The organism is Amycolatopsis sp. 2-15, from assembly GCF_030285625.1.
GTDB lineage: Bacteria > Actinomycetota > Actinomycetes > Mycobacteriales > Pseudonocardiaceae > Amycolatopsis > Amycolatopsis carbonis.
On sequence record NZ_CP127294.1, the window covers coordinates 6,976,842 to 6,997,641 of the forward strand.

General features: G+C 71.0%; 22 protein-coding genes. 10 read left to right on the plus strand and 12 right to left on the minus strand.

Annotation, left to right across the window (positions count from 1 at the left end; translation table 11 throughout):
* From QRX50_RS34515 to QRX50_RS34560, 10 genes are all read right to left on the minus strand, one after another.
* Window positions 1-939 (minus strand): urease accessory protein UreD, encoded by a 939-nt coding sequence (locus tag QRX50_RS34515; protein WP_285967300.1) that lies wholly within the window; start codon window positions 937-939, stop codon window positions 1-3.
* Complete coding sequence (gene ureG, locus QRX50_RS34520) at window positions 936-1,640, minus strand: urease accessory protein UreG (RefSeq protein WP_285967301.1); 705 nt, start codon at window positions 1,638-1,640, stop codon at window positions 936-938. Before ureG ends, QRX50_RS34515 begins: the two co-directional genes overlap by 4 nt.
* 11 nt (window positions 1,641-1,651) lie before the next feature.
* Window positions 1,652-2,383, minus strand: a complete 732-nt coding sequence (locus QRX50_RS34525) for an urease accessory protein UreF (protein ID WP_285967302.1) — start codon at window positions 2,381-2,383, stop codon at window positions 1,652-1,654.
* A gap of 33 nt (window positions 2,384-2,416) precedes the next feature.
* Entirely contained in the window at window positions 2,417-4,135 is a 1,719-nt protein-coding gene (gene ureC / locus QRX50_RS34530) for an urease subunit alpha (RefSeq protein WP_285967303.1), read from the minus strand.
* Entirely contained in the window at window positions 4,132-4,512 is a 381-nt protein-coding gene (locus tag QRX50_RS34535) for an urease subunit beta (protein ID WP_285967304.1), read from the minus strand. The genes ureC and QRX50_RS34535 overlap by 4 nt, the downstream gene beginning before the upstream one ends.
* A 9-nt stretch (window positions 4,513-4,521) precedes the next feature.
* The gene (locus tag QRX50_RS34540) at window positions 4,522-4,824 is read right to left on the minus strand and encodes an urease subunit gamma (RefSeq protein ID WP_220247702.1); all 303 of its coding nucleotides are present in this window, start codon (window positions 4,822-4,824) and stop codon (window positions 4,522-4,524) included.
* A gap of 54 nt (window positions 4,825-4,878) precedes the next feature.
* Window positions 4,879-6,114: a beta-propeller fold lactonase family protein gene (locus tag QRX50_RS34545; protein ID WP_285967305.1), complete on the minus strand. Its 1,236-nt coding sequence runs from the start codon at window positions 6,112-6,114 to the stop codon at window positions 4,879-4,881.
* Window positions 6,115-6,278: 164 nt separating this feature from the next.
* The gene (locus QRX50_RS34550; RefSeq protein ID WP_285967306.1) at window positions 6,279-7,679 is read right to left on the minus strand and encodes an FAD-dependent oxidoreductase; all 1,401 of its coding nucleotides are present in this window, start codon (window positions 7,677-7,679) and stop codon (window positions 6,279-6,281) included.
* A gap of 182 nt (window positions 7,680-7,861) precedes the next feature.
* Window positions 7,862-8,617: a beta-propeller fold lactonase family protein gene (locus tag QRX50_RS34555; RefSeq protein ID WP_285967307.1), complete on the minus strand. Its 756-nt coding sequence runs from the start codon at window positions 8,615-8,617 to the stop codon at window positions 7,862-7,864.
* Window positions 8,554-9,195 (minus strand): lactonase family protein, encoded by a 642-nt coding sequence (locus QRX50_RS34560; protein WP_285967308.1) that lies wholly within the window; start codon window positions 9,193-9,195, stop codon window positions 8,554-8,556. Before QRX50_RS34560 ends, QRX50_RS34555 begins: the two co-directional genes overlap by 64 nt.
* Before the next feature lie 305 nt (window positions 9,196-9,500).
* Between QRX50_RS34560 and QRX50_RS34565 the strand changes: the two genes are divergently transcribed.
* From QRX50_RS34565 to QRX50_RS34585, 5 genes are all read left to right on the plus strand, one after another.
* On the plus strand, window positions 9,501-9,629 hold the full coding sequence (locus QRX50_RS34565; protein ID WP_285967309.1) for a hypothetical protein: 129 nt from the start codon (window positions 9,501-9,503) through the stop codon (window positions 9,627-9,629).
* Between the two features lie 103 nt (window positions 9,630-9,732).
* Window positions 9,733-10,542: an Fpg/Nei family DNA glycosylase gene (locus QRX50_RS34570; RefSeq protein ID WP_285967310.1), complete on the plus strand. Its 810-nt coding sequence runs from the start codon at window positions 9,733-9,735 to the stop codon at window positions 10,540-10,542.
* Between the two features lie 168 nt (window positions 10,543-10,710).
* Entirely contained in the window at window positions 10,711-11,544 is an 834-nt protein-coding gene (locus tag QRX50_RS34575) for a DMT family transporter (RefSeq protein WP_285967311.1), read from the plus strand.
* 135 nt (window positions 11,545-11,679) lie between these two features.
* Window positions 11,680-12,540 carry an SAM-dependent methyltransferase gene (locus tag QRX50_RS34580; protein ID WP_285967312.1) on the plus strand — a complete coding sequence of 287 codons (861 nt, stop codon included), beginning with the start codon at window positions 11,680-11,682 and terminating at the stop codon, window positions 12,538-12,540.
* Window positions 12,537-13,373 (plus strand): SDR family oxidoreductase, encoded by an 837-nt coding sequence (locus QRX50_RS34585; protein ID WP_285967313.1) that lies wholly within the window; start codon window positions 12,537-12,539, stop codon window positions 13,371-13,373. The genes QRX50_RS34580 and QRX50_RS34585 overlap by 4 nt, the downstream gene beginning before the upstream one ends.
* 3 nt (window positions 13,374-13,376) lie before the next feature.
* On the opposite strand, the gene QRX50_RS34590 is transcribed toward QRX50_RS34585, so the two are convergent.
* On the minus strand, window positions 13,377-13,619 hold the full coding sequence (locus tag QRX50_RS34590; protein ID WP_285967314.1) for a hypothetical protein: 243 nt from the start codon (window positions 13,617-13,619) through the stop codon (window positions 13,377-13,379).
* A 131-nt stretch (window positions 13,620-13,750) separates the two neighbouring features.
* On the opposite strand from QRX50_RS34590, the gene QRX50_RS34595 reads away from it, so the two are divergent.
* Window positions 13,751-14,431 carry a hypothetical protein gene (locus QRX50_RS34595; RefSeq protein ID WP_285967315.1) on the plus strand — a complete coding sequence of 227 codons (681 nt, stop codon included), beginning with the start codon at window positions 13,751-13,753 and terminating at the stop codon, window positions 14,429-14,431.
* Here QRX50_RS34595 and QRX50_RS34600 read toward each other — a convergent pair.
* Window positions 14,424-15,338 (minus strand): LysR family transcriptional regulator, encoded by a 915-nt coding sequence (locus QRX50_RS34600; RefSeq protein WP_285967316.1) that lies wholly within the window; start codon window positions 15,336-15,338, stop codon window positions 14,424-14,426. The two genes, QRX50_RS34595 and QRX50_RS34600, sit on opposite strands and share 8 nt — an antisense overlap.
* 70 nt (window positions 15,339-15,408) lie before the next feature.
* On the opposite strand from QRX50_RS34600, the gene QRX50_RS34605 reads away from it, so the two are divergent.
* From QRX50_RS34605 to QRX50_RS34620, 4 genes are all read left to right on the plus strand, one after another.
* Entirely contained in the window at window positions 15,409-17,199 is a 1,791-nt protein-coding gene (locus QRX50_RS34605) for a gamma-glutamyltransferase family protein (RefSeq protein ID WP_285967317.1), read from the plus strand.
* 138 nt (window positions 17,200-17,337) lie between these two features.
* A complete protein-coding gene (locus QRX50_RS34610; protein ID WP_285967318.1) occupies window positions 17,338-18,969 on the plus strand; it encodes an ABC transporter substrate-binding protein in 1,632 nt (543 codons plus the stop codon).
* A gap of 3 nt (window positions 18,970-18,972) precedes the next feature.
* Window positions 18,973-19,929, plus strand: coding sequence for an ABC transporter permease (locus QRX50_RS34615; protein WP_285967319.1), 957 nt, complete (start codon window positions 18,973-18,975; stop codon window positions 19,927-19,929).
* Window positions 19,926-20,798, plus strand: coding sequence for an ABC transporter permease (locus QRX50_RS34620; protein ID WP_285967320.1), 873 nt, complete (start codon window positions 19,926-19,928; stop codon window positions 20,796-20,798). Before QRX50_RS34615 ends, QRX50_RS34620 begins: the two co-directional genes overlap by 4 nt.
* Window positions 20,799-20,800: the final 2 nt, after the last annotated feature.

The following is a 20,800-nucleotide window of genomic DNA, read 5'->3' on the forward strand; positions in this document are numbered from 1 at the left end:
TCAGCCCTTGCGCAGGCCGGGGGCGGGCGCACCCAGCAAGCCGAGACGAGCACGGTCCCAAGCGGCGTGCAGCGCGGCCTGGACGGCCTGGGAGGTGTGGCCCAGCAGCCGCACGGCGGCCCCGCACGCGGCCGGCAGCTCGGAGACCCCGGCGAGCACGTCCGGCACCCCGGCCAGCACCTCGCGCAGCGTGGCCACGAGCTCGGCCGGCGGCATCCGGTCGGACACCACGTACAGGCTCGCCACCACCTGGTACCCGCCCAGCGTCGCGGGTGAGCCGGGGTCGCCGGCACCGCCCGGGCGCAGGCGCAGCGTGTCGGCGAACAGCAAAGCGCCGCCGGAAGTGCGGGCTTCCAGCTCGGCCCAGTACAGGTCGTAGACGTGCGCCTCGCCCCGGGCCACGCGGCCCGGGAGCAGGATCTCGCCGAGGATCACCGTCGCGTCGAGCGCGATGGTCACGGCCGTGCGCTGGAAGAGGCGCGAGCCGCGGAACGGGACGACGGGGTCGGGCAGGTACTCCAGCACCGCGCCGGCACCGACGGTCAGGTTCACCAACTGCGTCGCGTAGTTGTCGCGCGCGCCGAAGACCTTGGTGGCCGCCTGCGTCGTGAGGTGGACGGCCGAGCCGGGCGCGCAGTCGACGTCGATGCGGTAGCGGTCGCCCTGCACGAAGCCGTCGCCTTGCTGCTGCAGGAACACGAACGCCATGTCCGGCCGGTGCGGGTCGAGGTGGATCGGGCGGTAGATGTGCAGCGGCGCGCGCTGGTACTGCCGGACGACCCGGGTGGTGCCGGCGCGCGGGGCGAGCGCGAGTTCGAGCACGCCCAGCTTGCCGGGCGCCCCGACACCCAGGCTGTCACGAACGGACCCCTCGAAGCCGAGCAGCTCCTCGGGCAAATGCGCCGGCGTGCACCAGGCCGGGTCGTCGCGACGGGTCATCCCACTTCGGCGGCGGGCGCGAACCGGCCGATCACCTCGCGGACGCGACCGGTGACCTCGTCGAGTCCTTCGCCGGTGAAGCAGTTGGTGAACACGAACGGGCGACCCTCGCGCACTGCGCCGGCGTCGCGGTCCATCACCGACAGATCGGACCGGACGAGGTCCGCCAGGTCGACCTTGTTGATCACCAGCAGGTCGGAGTGGGTCACGCCCGGGCCGCGCTTGCGCGGGATCTTGTCGCCCTGCGCCACGTCGATCACGAAGACGAAGTAGTCGGCCAGCGCCGCGCTGAACGTCAGCGTCAGGTTGTCGCCGCCCGACTCGACGAGGACCACGTCCGCGTCGGGGTAGCGGTCGGTGAGCTCGGTGACGGCGTCGAGGTTCATGGTCGGGTCGTCGCGCACCGCGGTGTGCGGGCACGAACCCGTCTCCACGCCGACGACCCGCTCCGGCGCGAGCACCCCCGCCAGGGTACGCCGCACGTGCAGGGCGTCTTCGCTGGTGAAGATGTCGTTGGTGACGACCAGCGGGCGATGGCCCGCCGCGATCAGCATCGGCACGAGCGCCTCGATGAGCGCCGTCTTGCCCGACCCGACCGGGCCGCCGATGCCGATGCGGGCGACGCCGGGGGTGCGCACGGCGGAGAACTCCGCGTGGTCGTGGGAATGCGGATGGGCGTGGGAATGCGAGTGGGGCTCCATGATTTCCTTCCTCAGCTGGCGAACAGCCGCAGTTGCGTTTCCTCGTGCCGCATCGCCGCCACGTCCGGCAGCGGCGTGCAGCTCGTGATGGCGTCGGGGTCCTTGTCCACGGCGCACATCGCCGCTTCGGCCGTGACCGCCCGCACGTCGTGCAACACGGCCTGCGCGGTGCTGTGGTCGGTGACGGCCAGCCGCACGCCGGCCGCGACCCAGGCCGCGGAGAACGCGAACAGCTCCCCCGCCACCGCCTCCAGCCGCGGCACGCCCACCGACGCGCTGAGGATTCCCAGCACCACCGCGTGATTGCCGGGCGACCGTCCGCTCGCGACGCAGTCGGCGTAGTGCAGCAACGCCTTCGTCGGGAACACCGACTTGGCGATCCGCAGCAGCGCCCGCCCCGTGCGCGCCGACGTCTCCCGCGCCTCCCGCGGCAGCTTCACCGCGGTCAGCCGTTCGTCGGCTTCGGTCACGCACTCGAGGTCGAGCGAGTCCCCCGACGCGGTGGCGCGGTGCGCGCACGCCAGGGCCACCCCGTCCGACGGCGCCACCCCGAGCAGCACCTGGTCCCGCAGCAGGGCCGAGAGCGCCCGCGGGTCGCTCGGCGTCGCCAGGAAACCCGACTGCACGAGGGTTTCCAGGCCGTAGGACAGCGTGTAGCGGCCGCTCGGGAACGCCGAATCGCTCAGCTGCAGCACGGACAGGAAGCCCGTGAGCCAATCGGCGCCCCCGAGGAACGGCGGCATCAGCGGATCCCGGTCATCGGACGGGCCCGGCCATCAGACGATGTAGTACAGCTGCGCCATGGCGACCTCGTCGACCGCGGGCACCACGGCCGGCTCACCGTCCACAGTGACCTGGTACGTCTCGGGGTCCACCGCGATGTCGGGGGTCAGCTCGTTGCGCACCATCTGCGCCTTGCCCACCGTCCGGCAGCCGCGCACGGCCTCGGTCCACCGGTCGATCCCGAGCCGCTCGAACAGCTTGCCCTCCTGCGCCGCCTGCGAGAGGAACGTGATCGACGTCCGCCCCACCGCCTTGCCGAGCCCGGCGAACATCGGCTGCAGCAGCACCGGTTCCGGCGTCGGGATGGACGCGTTGGCGTCACCCATCACCGACCACGCGACGAACCCGCCCTTGAGCACGTACTTGGGTTTCACGCCGAAGGTGTTGGTCGGCCACAGCACGATGTCGGCGAGCTTGCCCGGCTCCAGCGAGCCCACGACGTGGCCGATGCCGTGCGTGCGAGCCGGGTTGATCGTGAGCTTCGCCAGGTACCGCAGGATCCGCTGGTTGTCGTCGCCCGCGGCTTCCCCGGGCAGGCTGCCCGTGAGCTTCTTCATCTTGTCCGCGGTGCGCCAGCACGTCGTGACGGTGTCCCCGATGCGCCCCATGGCCTGCGCGTCCGAGGAGTACATGCTCAGCACACCGCGGTCGTGCAGCACGTCCTCGGCCGCTTCGGTCTCGGCGCGGATCCGCGACTGCGCGAACGCGACGTCCTCGGGGTTGTCGGGGTTGAGGTGGTGCGTCACGATCGTCATGTAGAACAGGTTGTCCGTCGTGTCCGTGGTGTACGGCCGCGTCGGGTTGGTCGAGGACGGCAGCACGTTGGGCAGCGACGCGATCGCCATCATGTCCGGCGCGTGCCCGCCGCCGGCGCCCTCGGTGTGGTAGCTGTGGATCGTCCGGCCGTCGATAGCGTCGAGCGTGTCGGCCAGGTAGCCACTTTCGTTGAGGGTGTCGGCGTGCAGCGCCACCTGCACGTCGTACTCGTCGGCGACCGACAGCGCGCAGTCGAGCGCCGCCGGGGTGGCACCCCAGTCCTCGTGGACCTTCAGCCCGCAGGCGCCGGCCTCCACTTGCTCGCGCAGGCCTTCCGGGCGGCTGCTGTTGCCCTTGCCCATCAAGCCGATGTTGACCGGCAGCGCGGCCGTCGCCTCGAACATCCGGGCCAGGTTCCAGGGCCCGGGTGTGCAGGTCGTGCCCTTGGACCCGTCGGCGGGCCCGGTCCCGCCGCCCAGCAGCGTCGTGACACCACTGGCGAGCGCGTGCGGGATCTGGGCCGGCGTCAGGAAGTGCACGTGGGTGTCGATGGCCCCGGCGGTGGCGACGAGGCCCTCGCCGGAAATCACCTCCGTGCCCGGCCCGATGACGAGCCCGGGCGACACCCCGTCCTGCACGTACGGGTTGCCGGCCTGGCCGATGCCGGCGATCAGCCCGTCCTTGACCCCGATGTCCGCCTTGAGGATGCCGAGCGCGGCGTCCATCACGATCACCGAGGTGATCACGAGATCCAGGGCGCCGTCGGAGTTGCGCACGCCGGGCGCCTGCGCCATGCCGTCGCGAATGGACTTCCCGCCGCCGTAGATCGCTTCCTCGCCCGGGAGGATGAGGCTGCGTTCCACGCGGGCGAGCAGGTCGGTGTCGGCCAGCCGGAAGCGGTCACCCGCCGTCGGGCCGTAGAGCGACGCGTAGTGCCGCCGCGAAATCGTGGTCACGCCTGCTCCCCCGCTCCGGTAAAGCCGCGCTCGGCGGCCCGTGCCTGCGCCCGGGCCGCCGCTCCGCGAACCGCGAAACCGCCGTCGAGCAGCCCGCTGAACCCGACCACCCGCCCGGCGCCGCCGAACTCCACGAGCTCGACGTCGCGTTCGTCGCCGGGCTCGAAGCGGATCGACTGCCCCGAAGGCACGTTGAGCCGCATGCCCAGCGTCGCCGGGCGGTCGAAGTCCAGCACCCGGTTCACCTCAAAGAAGTGGAAGTGCGAACCGACCTGGATCGGCCGGTCACCGGTGTTGCGCACCGGCAGGCGCGCGGTGCGCCGGCCGGCGTTGAGCTCGATCGGCTCGTCGGCCGGCAGCCACTCGCCTGGGATCATCCTGTGCTCCTAAGGAATCGGGTCGGCCACGGCCACGAGCTGTGTGCCCGTGCGGAACGTGGCCTCGACCTGCACCACGTTCACCATCTCCGGCACACCGGGCAGCACGTCCTCGCGCGTGAGCACCTGTTTGCCCAGCTCGGTCACCTCGGCCACCGACCGGCCGTCCCGGGCCGCCTCCAGCAGCGCCTCGGTGATCAGCGCGATCGACTCCGGGAAGTTCAGCTTCAGGCCGCGGTCCTTGCGCCGCCGAGCCAGCTCGGCCACCTGGTAGATCACCAGCTTCTCGATTTCCCGGGGGCTGAGCATCAACGACGACAGCGTCACCTCGATGCGCGCCTGGCCGGCCTCGTCCGCCGCCACGGCTCAGAACCCGGCCAGGCCCTGCGGGCTGTTGTACGGGATCTCGGCGGCGGTGACCTCGGCGAGCGAACCGTCGGGCTGCACCGCGTAGCCCACGAGCTTCGAGGCGTTGGCGTAGATCTGGTACAGGTGGGTGCCGTCCGGGGTGAGCCAGTTGTCGCTCGGGCCACTGCTGACGGTGCCGTTGAGCGCGCGGAAGGTGCCGTCGCCGGGGACCTTCGGGCACGCGTTGTCGTGCACCAGCGAGACGACGTCGCCGTCGATGCGGAAGCTGGAGATGTTGCTGTAGCCGAAGTTCGTGGCGAACACCCACTTGTCGTCGGGCGAGACAGCGAGCCAGCACAGCTCCGAGGGCAGGCCGGCGCTGGTGTCGATCTTCACGACGGGACCGGTGCCGATCTGGCCGCGGTCGTCGAGCTTGGCCAGCGCGATGCCGTCGGCCACGGCGTAGCCGATCACGAAGTGCTCCGGGCGATGGTGCAGGAACGCGGGGTAGAACGGCGACCCGCCGCCGCCGTCCTGGAACATGCCCTCGCCCAGTGAACCGTCGTGCTGCAGCGGGAAGACGATGATGCCGTCGGGGTCGGGCGCGTTGGACGCGACGGACTTCTTCGACCCGTCGGGCTGGTCGGCCCACAGGATCGGCGAACCGTCCGGGTTGGCCGCCGCCGGCTGGTCGAACGTGGTGCCGACGACGAGGAAGCGCTCGTCCGGCGAGAGCACGACCATCGTGGACACGCGCAGCGGCTTGTCCGGCGTGTTCACGGTGTAGCCCTCGGGCCGCGAGGTGAGCTTGCCCTCGGGGTCCACGGTCATCAGGCGTACGTGGTCCGGGCCGAAGGAGTGCAGCACGTACAGCGTGCTGGTGGCCGGCGAGAAGGCCAGCGACTTCGCGGTGCCGCTGCGGCCGGCCACGAGGTTGCCGGTGCGCTTCACGTCGAGCAGCGTCAGCTTGCCGTCGCCGCCGACGGAAAAGCTGGACACGGAGTTGTCGCCGCCGTTGGTGGCGAAGAGGAACTGCTTGTCCGCCGTGAGGATCACGCTGCCGGCCGCCTCGAAGGCGTTCGGCGCGCTCTCCTGGCCGCTGATCGGCTTGTACACCCCGGACCCGCCGCCCCCGGTAGGCACGCGCTCCACCTCGGTGAGGGCGCCGTCGGCCCCTCGGGAGTAGTGGATGATCGCGTTCTTGACCTCGTTGGTCTGGAGGTAGAGGTGGCCGGCGGCCAGTGTTGGTGGCATGTGGGTTCTCCGTTTCCGGTCGTCGCGTCAGAGCCTGCCCGGGCGGCGCCCGCGTCGCGTCCGGGTGCACCCGGGCCCGGCCCCCCAGTGCGTTGCGTTGGGGAAAAAGAAAAGCCCCACACCATCCTTTGTGGACGGTGTGGGGCTTTTCGGGCGCGAGGGGGCTACTTCTCGTCGCTGCGGACCACGGTCGCGATCACGTCGTTGAACGCCTCCGCCGACGACGGGTGCGTGTAGATCGCCTCACCCAGCTGCGAGGCCGTGATGCCGTGACGCATCGCCTGCGCCACGGTGTTGATCAGCTCCTGCGCGTCGACGCTCAGCAGCGAGGCACCGAGGATCTCGTCGGTGTCGAGGTCGATCACGAACTTCATCACGCCACGCGTCTCGTCCACGACGTAGGCGCGCGGCATCGCGATGATCTCCGCGACCGGCTGGCTCGAGACCTTGATCCGGTGGCCCGCCTCGCGCGCCTCCCGCTCGGTGAGGCCGACCATCGCCAGCGGCGGGGTCATGAACAGCGTCCGCGGCACGGCGACGCGGTCGGTCGTGGTGCGCTTGCCCTCGCCGCGCAGCTGGTCCAGCACGATGCGGCTGTCGTCGAGGGAGACGTAGGTGAACTGCGGCCCGCCGTTGACGTCGCCGAGGGCGAAGATGTGCGGCTGGCTCGTGCGCAGGTGATCGTCGACCTCCACCGCGCCCCGGGCGGTCACGCGGACGCCCGCCGCGGCCAGGCCGAGGCCCTCGGTCGCCGGCTTGCGGCCGGCGGCGGCCAGTACCGCGTCCACGGCCAGGGTGCACTCGTGGCCGTCGTGCATGTACTGCACGATCGCCTCGCCGTCACCGTCCTCGACGCCCGTGACGTTGGCGCCGGTGACGATCTCGATGCCCTCGTCGACCAGGATCTTCTCGGCCACGGCCTGCACGTCGTCGTCGAGGTGGTCGAGGATGCGCGCAGTCGACTCGAAGAGCGTGACCTCGGAGCCGAACTGGCGGTAGATGGCGGCGAATTCGATGCCGAGGTAGCCGCCGCCGACGATCGCCAGCCGCTTCGGCAGCTCCGGCCGGTGGATGAGGTCGGTGCTGGTGACCAGGTACTTGCTCGTCCGCAGGCCCGGGAGGTCGGGGATCACGGGCGTGGAGCCGGTGTTGATGAGGATGTGCTCGGCCCGGACGGTGACGGGGCCGTCGGCGGTGTCGACGAGGACGGTGTCCGGGCCGGTGAACACCGCGTGCCCGGTTAGGACGGACGCGGTTTCGAGGCCGTCCATCCCGTCGAAGTTGCCCTTGCGGAACAGCGACGTGATGGCGTGCACCTCGCCCACGGCCCGCTCGTACCACTCCTGCGGCGGGTCGGACGGGCGGCGGTTGCGGGAGCGGTGCACCAGTGCCTTGGTGGGCACGCAGCCGACGTTCGGGCAGGTGCCGCCGTACATCTCGGGCGATTGCTCGACGACGATGACCCGCTTCCCGAGCCGGGCCATGGTACCGGCGGTGATCTTGCCGCCTTTGCCGAAGCCGACCACGAGGAGGTCGGCTTGGAGAGAATTCTCGACGGTTTCCATGATTCAGGCCCTTTGCGCACGAGTGTGGACAACGCGGTACGGGCCGACCCTGCCCCGGAGGGCGGCGCCGTCGCATCGAGGAACACCCGCGCCGTCGACCCCAGTGACCGCGGGGTATTCACGGACCGCTGGGGTCGACGGCCCGGAATGGCCGGTTTCCGGCGGCCATTCCGGGCGTGGAATCAGCTCACGTCGATGCCCGCGGGGCTGCCGAGCGCGCTGAAGTCGCTCGGCGCGTGGTCGCCGTTCACCGTCTGGGGCAGACCGCCGAACTCACCGATCTTGGTGAGCTCGCCGTTCGCGCCGATCGACCAGGCGGCGAGCTTGCCCGAGCCCGGGAGCACGTTGTAGAGGTTCTTGCCGTCCGGGCTCACCCCCAGGTCGAGCGGCGTGCTGCCCTGGCTGTCGGCCGAGGCGTCCGTGGTGCCGGCCACCTCGTGCAGGAGGGTGAGGCTGCCGTCGGGGTTGACCTTCCAGCTGGAGATCGTGCCGGAGGTGTAGTTGGAGCCGAAGGCGTATTTGCCGTTGTTCACGACCCAGCACGTGTCGATCTGGTGGTCGGCCACGGCCGTGCTGATCGGGGTCAGGTGCCCGTCGCGCCCGAGGCGGTAGCTGCCCGCCGCGCCGGTCGGGTGCCCGTCCTCCACGCCGCCGCCGACGAACTCGGCCAGGTCGACGTTGCCCTTGCGGTCGAAGGAGAACCCGAACGGGCCGCGGTTGGCGAAGTCGGTGCGGACGAAGTTCTTGCCGGGTTTGCCGGCACCGTCCACGGTGAAGGTCAGCACGCGGCCGGGACCGGTGGGGTTGGCGCCGGGGATCACGTCGTTGGTGGGGCCGTCCTTGATGGACACCAGCAGGTGGTGCCCGTCCGGGCTCAAGGAGATCTGGGTCGGGTCCTTGAGCGCGTCGGGGGCGAAGCGGCCCTGGTCGGCCTGCAACTGCCGGGTGGAGCCGGGATCGGCGTCAGGCGGCCGTCGAACCCGAGCCGGAACCCGGTGATGCTGCCCTGACCGGAGGCGTTGAGCACGTAAACGACGTTTCCGTGCAGCGTGACGCTGTTCGGGAACCGTTGCGACGCGGATCCGTCACCGGTCGGGACGACGTCGACCACCTGCAGGCGATCGGGCAGGATCCGCAGCACGGAAAGCGTGTTGCTGCCCGCGTTGGTCACCAGCAGAAAACGGTGGTCCGCGGTGAGCCGCACCGAATTGCCGGATCCGAGACCGTCACCCGCGAACCGCTGACCCGGGCCCGAACCCTGACCACCGGTGGCGAACGTGCCCACCAGCGTCAGCTTTCCGTCGGCCGCCCGGTGGTAGTAGGCGACCTGGTTGCCCGGCTGGCTCGGATCACTGCTGTTGTTGTGGTTGGTCCCCACGAACACCGACCCCGGCCGGCTCCAGTCCGGCACCGGCGCCGCCGAAGCGGTACCCCCCGCGAACACCGCGGCGAACGGCACCAGCGCGGCGGCCGCCAAAGCCGTCCGCACCATTCCGCGCGACGATGACTTGCTCATGAATCGTTCCTCCCTTGCCCACGTCACGGGAATGTTCCGACGTGGCTGAGCACGACCTTAAAGGCGATTGTAAACGTGAGGAAGGAAACAAAAGGAATGGTAATATATTAACGATCTCCTACGAGTTTCCGGGGTTGTTTTGTGCGGATTACCGATTCTTACCCACGAGGGCCGGGCGGTAATCGACGGGTAAGAATTGTTCCTCCTGCCCGGGGCCGAAGCCCGACTGTGGTCCGGGTCACGGAATGCCGGACGATCTTCCGCGCTACAGAAGGGAGACACCTGTTCCGACCCGAGGGAGAGACATGACTGCTTCCACCGCGTCCGAGACGGCCGAGGCCCTGCCCGTGCCCGTGCTCGACGACTTCGACTTCGAGCTCACCGACGGCGTCTCGTGCCGCATCGACGACCCGGACTGCGAAGCCTGCCAGTGACGCACGGCCGGTGATCCGCGGGGCTCGCGGGTCACCGGCCCGGATCGCGTCGCATCGGTGACAATGGTCGCCGTCGTGTCCACCCCGAGTCGCGGAGTCGCCCGTGCCCGAACTGCCCGAGGTCGAGTCGGCCCGATCGGTCATCGACCGGGCCGCGCTCGGCCGGTTGATCGTCGAGGTCGACGACACCGATTCCTACGTGTGCCGGCCCCACGCGCCCGGGGAGATCCGCGACGCGCTGCTCGGGCGGCGGCTGGTGGCCGCGCACCGGCGCGGCAAGTCGCTGTGGTGCGACACGGCCGACGACGGGCCCGCGCTCGGCGTGCACCTCGGGATGTCGGGCAAGATCGTGATCGCCGACGCCGACGGCACCGAGATCGACGGCGGCGACTACTGGGAAGGCCGCCGCGTGCAGGGCGACTACCGCTGGTCGCGCTTCGCGCTCACCTTCGACGACGGCGGCCTGATGATGCTCGTCGACCCGCGCCGCCTCGGCCGCATCACGCTCGACCCGCACATCGAACTGCTCGGCCCCGACGCCGCCGCGGTCACGCCCGCCGAGTTCCGCACCGCCGTCACCAAGGGCACCGCGCCCATCAAGGCGCGCCTGCTCGACCAGCACGCGCTGGCCGGCATCGGCAACCTCCTCGCCGACGAGATCCTCTGGCGCGCCCGCGTGCACCCGGCCCACCGCGTCGACGAGCTCGACCGCCCGGCCGTCGACCGCCTCCTGCGCGCCACCCGCGGCTCCGTCACCGCTGCCCTCGACCACGGCGGCGTCCACACCCTCACGGTGATCCCCTACCGCAAACCCGGCGCGTTGTGCCCGCGCGACCACGCGCCCATGGCCCGCGGCAAAGTCGGCGGGCGCACGAGCTGGTGGTGCAGCGCGGAGCAGCAGCTCCCAGGCTGACGCCGCTTCCTCGCTGGCACCGGCGAGGCGTGCTGCGGGCGCAGCCGCTCGCGAGTGGCGAGATCGTGGGCCAGGCCGCCGGGGCGCATAGCCCGCCCCGCCGGGCCCTGTCCTCTCCCTCGCTGACACCGCGGTCCCGGCCCGGCGGGAAATCGGCAGAATGGACCCGTGGGTGTCCTTCTGGGGTTGTTGTCCGCGCTCAGCTACGGCGCTTCCGACTTCGTCGCGGGCGTGGGCGGGCGGCGCAGCGATCCGAACACCGTCACGGTCCTGGCGCAGCCCTGGAGCCTGCTCGCGGCCCTGCTCGCCGTGCTGGTGATGGGCCCGCGCGCGCCGCACGCCGCGGAGCTCGCGTGGGGCGCGGTGAGCGGACTGGGCACGGCGGTGGGCACGTTCGCGCTCTACCGGGGCCTCTCCACGGCGCGCATGAGCGTGGTCGCGCCCGTCTCTGCGGTGCTCGCGGCGGCGCTGCCCGCGCTCGTCGGGTTCGCGACGGGCGACCGGCTGGCGTGGCCGTCGTGGGTGGGGATCGCGCTGGTGCTGCCGGCCATCGCGCTCGTCTCACAGCACCAGGGCGACGACGCCGAACGCAAGCGGTCCGGCCTGGTCGAGGGCGTGACCGCCGGCGCCGGGTTCGGGGTCCTGTTCATCGGTCTCGACCGCGCGGGCACGGGCGCGGGCAGCTGGCCGCTGGTCGCCGGCCAGTCCGTCGGCGTGCTCCTGCTGCTGATCGCCGCGATCTGGCTGAAGCCCACGTCGTGGTCGCGCGCGTGGTGGCCGGCCACCGCCGCCGGAATCCTCGGCGGCGCGGCCAACCTGCTGTTCGTCGCCGCCACCGGGGCGGGCCAGCTCGCCGTGGTCGCAGTCATCACGTCGCTCTATCCCGCCATCACGATCGTCCTCGCGCGCGCCCTGCTGCACGAACGCTGGAGCCGCCCCCAGATCACCGGCCTCGTCATCGCGGCGGCCGGGGTCATGGCCATCACGCTCGGCCAGCCGTGATCCCGGGGTACTTCACCGACGTGTAGTGCGCGGTGCCGCCGAGGCCGTGAACCTCGCCGCCCCGATTTACGCGGCGACCTGCGAACCCCTACCCTCGGTGCCGGACTCGCCACGCAAACCCGAGGAGGAACCCGGATGTCGGAGCACGCGGAGACGTCGGCACTCGACAGCCCGCCGGGCGTCGACCCGAACCGCGCCAGCGTCGCACGCGTCTACGACTACCTGCTGGGCGGCAACACGCACTACGAGGTGGACCGCAAGGTCGCCCGCGAGCTCGCGGAGAAGATGCCGGAGGTGCGCGACCTCGCCGTCGAAAACCGGGCGTTCCTCATCCGCGCCTGCACTTTCCTCGCCCGCAACGCCGGGATCGACCAGTACCTCGACTGCGGCTCGGGCCTGCCGACGGCCGAGAACGTGCACCAGGTCGTGCAGCGCGTCAACCCCGACGCGAAGGTGGTGTACACCGACTTCGACCCGGTCGTCACCGCGCACGGGCGGGCGCTGCTGGAGGAGAACGAGCGAACCCGTTACGTCGAGGGCGACATCTACCGGCCCGCCAGCATCCTCGAAGACGAGGTGGTGCGCGGGCACCTGGACTGGACCAGGCCGATCGCGCTGCTGTTCGTCGCGACGCTGCACCACTGGAAGGGCGACCGCGCCCGCCCGGCCGAGGTCACGCAGGAGTTCATCGACCGCCTGCCGCCGGGTTCGTTCGTGGTGATCTCCCACATCCTCGACCCGCACGACGGCTCCGACGACGCCCAGGCCATGGAGCAGCTCATCGAGACCGTCCGCAGCGGCGCGCTCGGCGGGGCCACCATGCGCACGCGCGCGGAGATCCGGGAGCTGTTCCACGGTCTCGAGCTCGTGCCACCGGGCCCGGGCGCCGAGCCGGAGATCGTGCCGCTGGCGGCCTGGTGGCCGGCCGGTCCCCTGCTGTCGGGGATGAACGTGGCCCAGCGCCTCATCGTCGGCGGCATCGCGCGCAAGCCGTGATCCTCGCGACCGGCGCGAGCGGCAACGTCGGCTCGGCGCTGATCGCCCGGCTCGGTGCGGACGCCGTGGCCGCCTACCGCGACCCGGCCAAGACCGCTCGGGCACTCGAATCCGGACAACCGGCGGTGACGCTCGATCTCGCGAAGCCCGAGACGCTGCCGCCCGCGTTGGTCGGCATCGACACCGTTTTCCTGCTCGGCGCGATGAGCCCGACCCAGACCGGCCACGAGCTCGCGATGCTCGACGCCGCACGAACCGTCGGCGCACGCGTGGTCAAGCTGTCCGTGTGGCGGGCCGACGAAGAGCTCTCGCCCGTCGCCCCCCTGCACTGGCCCGTCGAAGAAGCGTTGCGCGCGTCCGGGCTTGCGTGGACGATCCTGCGGCCGAACTTCTACCAGCAGAACTTCCTGGCCCAGCGCTCGATCCGCGCGGCGGGCGAGTTCAGCTTCCCCGCGATCACCGCGCCGATCAGCTTCGTCGACGCGGCCGACCTCGCCCGGGTGGCCGCCGTCGTGCTCACCACCGCCGGGCACGACGGCCGCGTCTACGACCTCACCGGACCGGCCGCCCTGACCTACGCCGAGGCGGCGGACGTCTTCTCCGTCGTCCTCGGCCGGCCCGTGCGCTACCGCGGGCTGCCCGCCGAGCAGGCCCGCGCGGCGATGCTCGGCCGGGGCATTCCGCACTTCCACGCCAACGCCCTCGTCGACGTCGCCCGCGCCTACCGCGACGGGGGTGCCGACACGGTGACCACCACCGTCGCCGACCTCACAGGCCGGCCGGCGACGGAGCTCGCCGAGTTCGTCCGCCGCCACCGCGCCGTGTTCGGCTGAGCGTCAGGACGGCTGGCGGGTCGGGACGGAACGCCGCTGCGGCCGATCCCGAACCGACCACTGTGGACGGTCAGGGGCGAGCAACGTGCGGATGCTGATCTGCTCGGGCATGCCGGGGAACTCGCATGCCGCCCAGCTGCCGTGCTCGATCCCGCCGCGCGCCGGGCTGATCAGCTCGCCGTGGAGCTCGCGGGTCTGGTCGTCCCGCCAGAGCTTCACGTCGTTGCCTTCGCGCGCCTGGGTCATGCCCACGAGTGAGAACGTGTCCGGGGTGTGCAACGGTTTCGAGCCGGGTCACAACGTTGCCACCCGGCCCAGCGGAACCCGGCCGCACTGGCGGACGTCGAAAACACCGGGACCTGAGGAAAGGGGCAGCGGTGCGAAGAAGATCCTGGTTTGCGGCAACCGTCACACTCGCGGCGGCGATCACGTTGACGGCCTGCACGCAGACCACCACCGGCCGGGCACAGCCCAGCGCCGCGGGTGACGTCGGGCAACTCGGCGGCTCACCGGGCAGCCCCGCGCCGGGCACCGGCTCCCCGGTCCCCTCCACACAGCCGTCCTACCCCTCCACCGACGGCGTCACCGCGACCATCGCCACCATGACCGTCACCCTGCCCGCGGGCACGCAGTACGCCGTCGAGTCGCGCGACCCTGGCTACGAGGGCTGCCTGCAATCGGCCACGTTCGCCTGCGCCGGCAAGATCCTGGACCTGCGCCAGGCCGCCGACGACGGCATGATCAACCTCCCCAGCTCGACGCGCGCCTTCGGCTGGTACCCCGGCACGGACGTCCCCACGTGCATCGGCCCCTCCGCCGACCCCGGCGTCGCCTCCGAAGCCACCGGCGGCGCGGTCCTGGAACACGGCTTCGCCCCGGTCGGCCCGAAGAAGGCCGAATACGCGCGATTCCAGGAAACCTGCGAGGACCCGGCGCAGAACAACCAGGTCCGCATGTGGTGGCTGCCCACCAGCAAACTCCTCATCGTCGAACACGCCAGCACACCCGCCCAGGACGCGGCTTTCGACGGGATGGTGGCCTCGGCCAAGTTCAGCTGACGTCAGGCGCCTCCGCCGCGGCCCGGCCGGCGAGACGAACGCCCGCCAACGTCGTGTCCAGGAACGCCTGCGTAGCCGCCGTAATCGGCCCCGACCGGTGCACCAGCCACTGCGGCAGCCGTTCAGCCGGGGAGAAGCGCACCACTTCCGCGCCGGCGCGGCGGGCCAAGTCGGTCCAGCCGTCGGGCATCAGGCCGGCGCCGATGCCGCGCAGGACCATCGGGAGGACGACGCTGCGGTCGCCCACTTCGGCGGCGATGGAGACGTCCGGGACGGTCGCGGCGATGCGGTCGAACAGCGCGCGCACGGCCGTGGCCGGTTTGGTGACGACGAACCGCATGCCCCGCAGGTCGGACCACTCGACCGGGTCCGCGATGCCCGAGCCCGGCGGCGCGACCAGCAGAAACTCCTCGTCGCGCAGGTGGTGGGCCACCAGCCCCGGGCCGGCCGGACGCTCCGCGCTGCCGCAGACGCCGGCCTCGCAGCGGCCCTGCAGGACCATCGCCACGACCTCCGCCGCCGACAGGGCCGACGAGGTGCTCACCAGCACGCCCGGGTGACGTTCGCGCAGGTCGGCGATGATGCTGATCACCGGTTCCAGCGCGGAGGACGACGTGGCCGCCACGTCGACGCGCCCGGCGAGACCGTCGCCGACGGCGCGGGCCGCGGCGCGCAGCGCGTCAAGGTCGCGCAGAACCAGCCGCGCGCGGTCGGCCATGAACTCGCCGGCGCTGGAGAGCACGGCGGTGCGCCCGACGCGGTGGAACAACGCCACGCCGAGCTCGTGCTCCAGCTTGGCGATCGCACGCGACAGCGACGGCTGGGCCACCCGCAGCGCCCGCGCCGCGTGGGTGAAGCCGCCGTGCTCGACGATCGCGACGAAGTACTCGAGCTGCCGACGTTCCATAGCACCAGGCTATCGGAACGGTGTCATACATGTCTTTGACGTACGCCGACGGACGCGCGACGATGCAGGGATGTTCCAGACCCGTCCCACGTTGCAGGGCACCTTCGGAATGGTGTCGTCCACCCACTGGCTCGCCTCGGCCGCCGCGATGGCCGTGCTCGAAGACGACGGCAACGCCTACGACGCCGCCGTCGCGGCCGCGTTCGTGCTCCACGTCGTCGAACCACACCTCAACGGCCCCGGCGGCGAGGTGCCGATGATCGTCGCCCCCGCGGACGGCACGCCGAAGGTCCTCTGCGGACAGGGAGGCGCGCCGGCCGGCGCCACGATCGAGCACTACACCTCACTCGGCCTCGACCTCGTGCCCGGCACCGGCCCGCTCGCCGCCGCGGTGCCCGGCGCGGTCGACGCGTGGCTGCTGCTCCTGCACGACCACGGCACCAAGCCACTGCGCGAGGTCCTCAAGTACGCGATCTCCTACGCCGAGAACGGCCACCCGGCGGTGGACCGCGTCGGCGCCACCGTGGAGACCGTCCGGGAGCTGTTCGAGACGGAGTGGACCACCTCAGCCGAGCTGTACCTGCCCGGCGGACGCTCGCCGAAACCCGGCGAGCTCTTCAAGAACCCCGCCCTCGCGAACACCTGGCGCCGCCTCATCGCCGAGGCCGAAGCGGCCGGCGCGAGCCGCGAGACGCAGATCGAAGCCGCGCGCAGGGTCTGGCGCGAGGGCTTCATCGCCGAGGCCATCGCCGAGTTCGCGGCCAAGCCCACCGTGGACACTTCCGGCGAACGCCACGCCGGCACCCTGACCGGCGACGACCTGGCCGCCTTCCGCGCGACCTACGAGGACCCCGTCACGTTCACCTGGAACGGCTGGACCATCGCCAAAGCCGGCCTGTGGAGCCAGGGCCCGACGCTGCTGCAGCAGCTCGCGCTCCTGCCGGACGCGGACGGCCTGGACTACGCCACGCCGGACTACTACCACACCCTCATCGAGGGCACGAAGCTCGCGATGGCCGACCGGGAAGCCTGGTACGGCGACAGCGCCGACGTCGACCTCGCCACACTGCTTTCCCCCGCCTACAACGAAAGCCGCCGCAAGCTGATCGGCGAACGCGCCTCGCACGAACTGCGCCCGGGCAGCCCCGATGGCCGGGAACCGCGCCTGAGCAAGCACGCCCAGTACGTGGCGGGCGGCGGCGCGGTCGCCACGGCCGCCGGCGCGGGCGAGCCGACCGTCGCCAAGGACGGGGCGACGCGCGGCGACACCTGCCACCTCGACGTGGTCGACCGCTGGGGCAACATGATCGCCGCGACGCCGAGCGGTGGCTGGCTGCAGTCCAACCCGGTCATCCCGCGGCTCGGGTTCCCGCTCGGCACCCGGTTGCAGATGGCGTGGCTCGACCCCGGCCTGCCCAACTCGCTCGCCCCGGGCAAGCGCCCGCGCACCACGCTCACACCGTCGCTGGCCTCGCGCGACGGCGTGCCGGTGATGGCGTTCGGCACTCCCGGCGGCGATCAGCAGGACCAGTGGAGCGCCCATTTCTTCCTCGCCGTCGCGTTGCGCGAAAAAGTGCGCAGCGGCCTCGACCTGCAGGGCGCGATCGACGCACCCAACTGGCACACCGACAGTTTCCCCGGCTCGTTCTACCCACGCGCGATGGTGTCCGGCAGCGTCACCGTGGAATCGCGGATCGGCGACGACGTCATCGCCGAGCTGGAGCGCCGGGGCCACCTCGTGACCGTCGGAGAACCCTGGTCCGAAGGGAGGTTGTGCGCCGTCGCCCGCGACCCGGAGACCGGCGTTCTCTCGGCCGCGGCGAACCCCCGCGGAATGCAGGGATACGCCGCCGGGCGATAATCACCGCACATCCCGCCGAAAAGCGGACCCGATTCCCGGGCCCGCCTTTCGGCGTGCCCTTTTTCGGCGAATAACGATTTAACACGCATTAACCAGTCGGAAATGGAGTAAGGGAAAAACCGACGTACGTTGTTCGCCATGTCTCCTCGGTCCCTGCTCCCCCTCCTGGCCGGGCTGGCGGTGCTGACGCTCACCGCGTGCGTACCCGTGCAACACGCGAGCGCTCGCGGCGAGCACCGCGACGACTTCGGCACCCCCGTCGGCAACCGAACGATCCAGCGCGGCGGCGACCTCGTGATGGGCCTGTCCAACGAGCCCGACAAACTCGACCCCACCACGTCCAGCTCGCTCTACACGCGCTACGTGATGACCACGATCTGCGAAAAGCTCTACGACATCGACGACACCAGCAACGTCGTGCCGCAGCTGGCCACCGCATTGCCCGCGGTCTCCCCGGACGGCCTCACCGTCACCATCCCCGTGCGCACCGGCATCGTTTTCGCCGACGGCACCCCGTTCGACGCGCCGGCCGTCGCGACCAGCCTGCGCCGGCACTTCGAGCTCAAAACCTCCCAGCGCAAAAGCGAAATGGGCCCGATCAGCCGCATCGACGCACCCGACAAGAGCCACGTCGTGCTGCACTACAAGCAGCCCTTCGCGCCGATCACCGCGGCGCTGGCCGACCGCGCGGGCATGATCATGTCGCCTGCCGCGATCGCCGAAGAGGGCGACGACTTCGGTGACCACCCCGTGTGCGTCGGCCCGTTCAAGTTCGTGAAACGCGTGCCGCAGACCGAGATCGACGTCGAGCGCGACCCGCTGTACTACGACGCCAAGGACGTCCACCTCGACACGATCACCTACCGGATCATGACCGACGCCAACATCCGCGCCGCGAACCTGCGCTCCGGTGACATCCAGGTCGCCGACACGATCTCGCCCCAGGACGTGGACGCGCTCGCCCAGGACCCGGATCTCAAGGTGCTGCAAGCCCCCTCGCTGGGCTACCAGAGCGTCACCTTCAACACCGGGAACGTCGACGGCGTCGGAAAACCCACGAAACACATCGACAAGCCCCTCGCCAACGACCCCCGCATCCGCCTCGCGTTCTCCTTGGCCCTGGACCGCCAGACGCTCGTCGACACCGTGTTCAACAACTGGTTCGACCCGGCCTGCTCCCCCATCGCCCCGAAAACGCCGTATTCCAGCCCGGCCAGCGACGCCTGTCCACCGTTCGACCCGGTGAAGTCACGGCAGCTGCTGAAAGAGGCCGGCGTGCCCATCCCGTTCCCGATCTCCTTGCAGGTGACCAACACCCAGGACCAGCTGCGCTACGCCCAGGCCCTGCAGGCCAGCGTCGCCGAGGGCGGCTTCGCCGTGCAGATCGTGCCGGTCGAGTACTCCACCCTGCTGGACGTGCAGAAACGCGGCACGTTCGATGCGCTGATGCTCGGCTGGTCCGGCCGCATCGACCCCGACGCCAACACCGCGCGCTTCCTTTCAACCGGCTCGGGCGGCAACTATGGCGGCTTCAGCTCGTCCACATTGGACAACCTGCTCACCGCAGCCACGCGCACCATCGACCCGAAGCAACGCGCCGCGCTGTACGGCCAGGCCGTGCAGCTGATCCAGCAGCAGAACCCGATCGTCTACACCTATCGCCTGCGCAACCTCACCGTGCAGTCCACCCGCGTCACCGGCATCCAGACGTACGCCGACGCGGTGGTGCGGCTCGGCAAGGCCGCGTTCGTCGGCAGCAAGGAGGGCTGAGCCGTGGGACGTTACCTCCTCCACCGCCTGTGGCAGTCCGCTCTGACCCTGGTGCTCGCGTCGATCGTGGTGTTCATCGGCGTGCGCGCGCTACCTGGTGACCCCGCCACGGCGATGGCCGGCGAAGAAGCCGACCCCGCCGCCATCGCGGCCGTACGCGCGCAGCTGGGGCTCGACGACCCGTTGCCCGTGCAGTACTTCAAGTTCGTCGGCCACGCCCTCACCGGTGACTTCGGCAAGTCCGTGCGCACCGGCACTCCGGTGCGCGAGATGATCGGCGCGACCCTGCCGGTGACGATGCAGCTCGCGGTGTTCGCGATGCTCGTCGCGGTCCTGATCGGGGTGCTCGCCGGGGTCGTCGCGGCGGTGTTCCGCGGCCGCTGGCCCGAGTGGGGCGCCAACGGCTTCTCGCTGTTCGCGCTGTCGGTGCCGACGTTCTGGCTCGGCATCCTCGCCGTGCTCTACCTGTCCGTGCAGCTGCGGTGGTTCCCCGCGTCCGGCTACGTCTCGCCCTTCGACCAGCCACTGCGCGGGATCTATTACCTCACGCTGCCCGCGGTGATCCTCGGCCTCACCCACGCGGCCGTGGTGCAGCGGCAGACCCGGTCGTCGATGGTCGAGACGCTCACCGCCGACTTCGTGCGCACCGCGCGGGCGAAGGGCCTCGGGCGCGCTGCCGTCATCTTCCGCTACGGCCTTCGCAACAGCCTCATCGTGGTCACCACCATCGTCGGGCTCCAGCTCGGCGGGCTCATCGCGGGTGCCGTGGTCACCGAGCGCATCTTCAGCCTGCCGGGCATCGGCAAGCTGACACTGGACTCGGTGTTCACCCGCGACTACCCGGTGATCCAGGCCGTGGTCCTCGTGATCACGGCGGCCTACATCGTGATCAACCTGCTCGTCGACTTCCTCTACACGGTCATCGACCCACGCCTGCGAGTCTCCGGGAGGACCCGATGACGATCGCCGCCGAAACCCCCGCACCACTGGCCCGCGTCCACGGCCGCGTTATCCGGCGCCTCCTGCACAACCCGCTGGGCGTGATCGGTGGCGTGCTGCTGCTGATCGTCGTGATCGCCGGGGTGTTCGCGCCGCTGCTGGCGCCGTACGCGCCGACCGAGGTGCATTTCTCCACGCCGTTCCAGCAGCCGGGCACGGTCGGGTTCGCCCTCGGCACCGACGACCTCGGCCGCGACATCCTCTCCCGCGTCTTCTACGGCACGCGCGCGTCGCTGGAGGTCGGGGCGCTGTCGGCGCTGTTCGCCGTGGTCGTGGGCGTGCCGCTCGGCCTGCTGTCCGGGTACTGGCGGTGGCTCGACGCGCTGATCTCCCGGCTCGCCGACCTGTTGCTGGCGTTCCCGTTCCTCATCCTCGCCGTCGGGCTCGCCGCCATCAACGGCGGCGGCCTGACCAACGCCGCGATCGCGCTCGGTATCGCCCAGATCCCGACGATGACGCGCGTGGTGCGCGCGGACACGTTGCGGCTCAAGGAAACCGACTTCGTGCTCGCCGCGAACACAATGCACGCCGGACCGTGGCGGATCCTCGGGCAGCACGTGCTGCCCAACGCGGCTTCGGCGATCATCGTGCAGGCCACGGTCATCATGCCGGTCGCGGTGATCGGCGAGGCGGTGCTGTCGTTCCTGGGCCTCGGCATCCAGCCGCCCGCGCCGAGCCTCGGGATCATGCTGTCGGACGCGCAGCAGTACCTGTTCCGCACGCCCTGGCCCGGCATCTTCCCCGGAATCGCGCTCGCGTTGATCTGCCTGGGGTTCAACCTGTTCGGCGACGCCCTGCGCGACGCGCTGGACCCGAAAAGCACGCGGTGAAG

Excerpts from the sequence above, each read along its gene's own strand:
- QRX50_RS34535 (WP_285967304.1), bottom strand. The coding sequence starts at position 4,512 with ATGATCCCAGGCGAGTGGCTGCCGGCCGACGAGCCGATCGAGCTCAAC.
- ureG (WP_285967301.1), bottom strand. The coding sequence starts at position 1,640 with ATGGAGCCCCACTCGCATTCCCACGCCCATCCGCATTCCCACGACCAC.
- QRX50_RS34605 (WP_285967317.1), top strand. The coding sequence starts at position 15,409 with ATGTTCCAGACCCGTCCCACGTTGCAGGGCACCTTCGGAATGGTGTCG.
- QRX50_RS34550 (WP_285967306.1), bottom strand. The coding sequence starts at position 7,679 with ATGGAAACCGTCGAGAATTCTCTCCAAGCCGACCTCCTCGTGGTCGGC.
- QRX50_RS34600 (WP_285967316.1), bottom strand. The coding sequence starts at position 15,338 with ATGGAACGTCGGCAGCTCGAGTACTTCGTCGCGATCGTCGAGCACGGC.
- QRX50_RS34515 (WP_285967300.1), bottom strand. The coding sequence starts at position 939 with ATGACCCGTCGCGACGACCCGGCCTGGTGCACGCCGGCGCATTTGCCC.
- QRX50_RS34610 (WP_285967318.1), top strand. The coding sequence starts at position 17,338 with ATGTCTCCTCGGTCCCTGCTCCCCCTCCTGGCCGGGCTGGCGGTGCTG.
- QRX50_RS34565 (WP_285967309.1), top strand. The coding sequence starts at position 9,501 with ATGACTGCTTCCACCGCGTCCGAGACGGCCGAGGCCCTGCCCGTGCCC.
- QRX50_RS34560 (WP_285967308.1), bottom strand. The coding sequence starts at position 9,195 with ATGAGCAAGTCATCGTCGCGCGGAATGGTGCGGACGGCTTTGGCGGCC.
- QRX50_RS34525 (WP_285967302.1), bottom strand. The coding sequence starts at position 2,383 with ATGCCGCCGTTCCTCGGGGGCGCCGATTGGCTCACGGGCTTCCTGTCC.
- QRX50_RS34590 (WP_285967314.1), bottom strand. The coding sequence starts at position 13,619 with ATGACCCAGGCGCGCGAAGGCAACGACGTGAAGCTCTGGCGGGACGAC.
- QRX50_RS34545 (WP_285967305.1), bottom strand. The coding sequence starts at position 6,114 with ATGCCACCAACACTGGCCGCCGGCCACCTCTACCTCCAGACCAACGAG.
- QRX50_RS34620 (WP_285967320.1), top strand. The coding sequence starts at position 19,926 with ATGACGATCGCCGCCGAAACCCCCGCACCACTGGCCCGCGTCCACGGC.
- QRX50_RS34580 (WP_285967312.1), top strand. The coding sequence starts at position 11,680 with ATGTCGGAGCACGCGGAGACGTCGGCACTCGACAGCCCGCCGGGCGTC.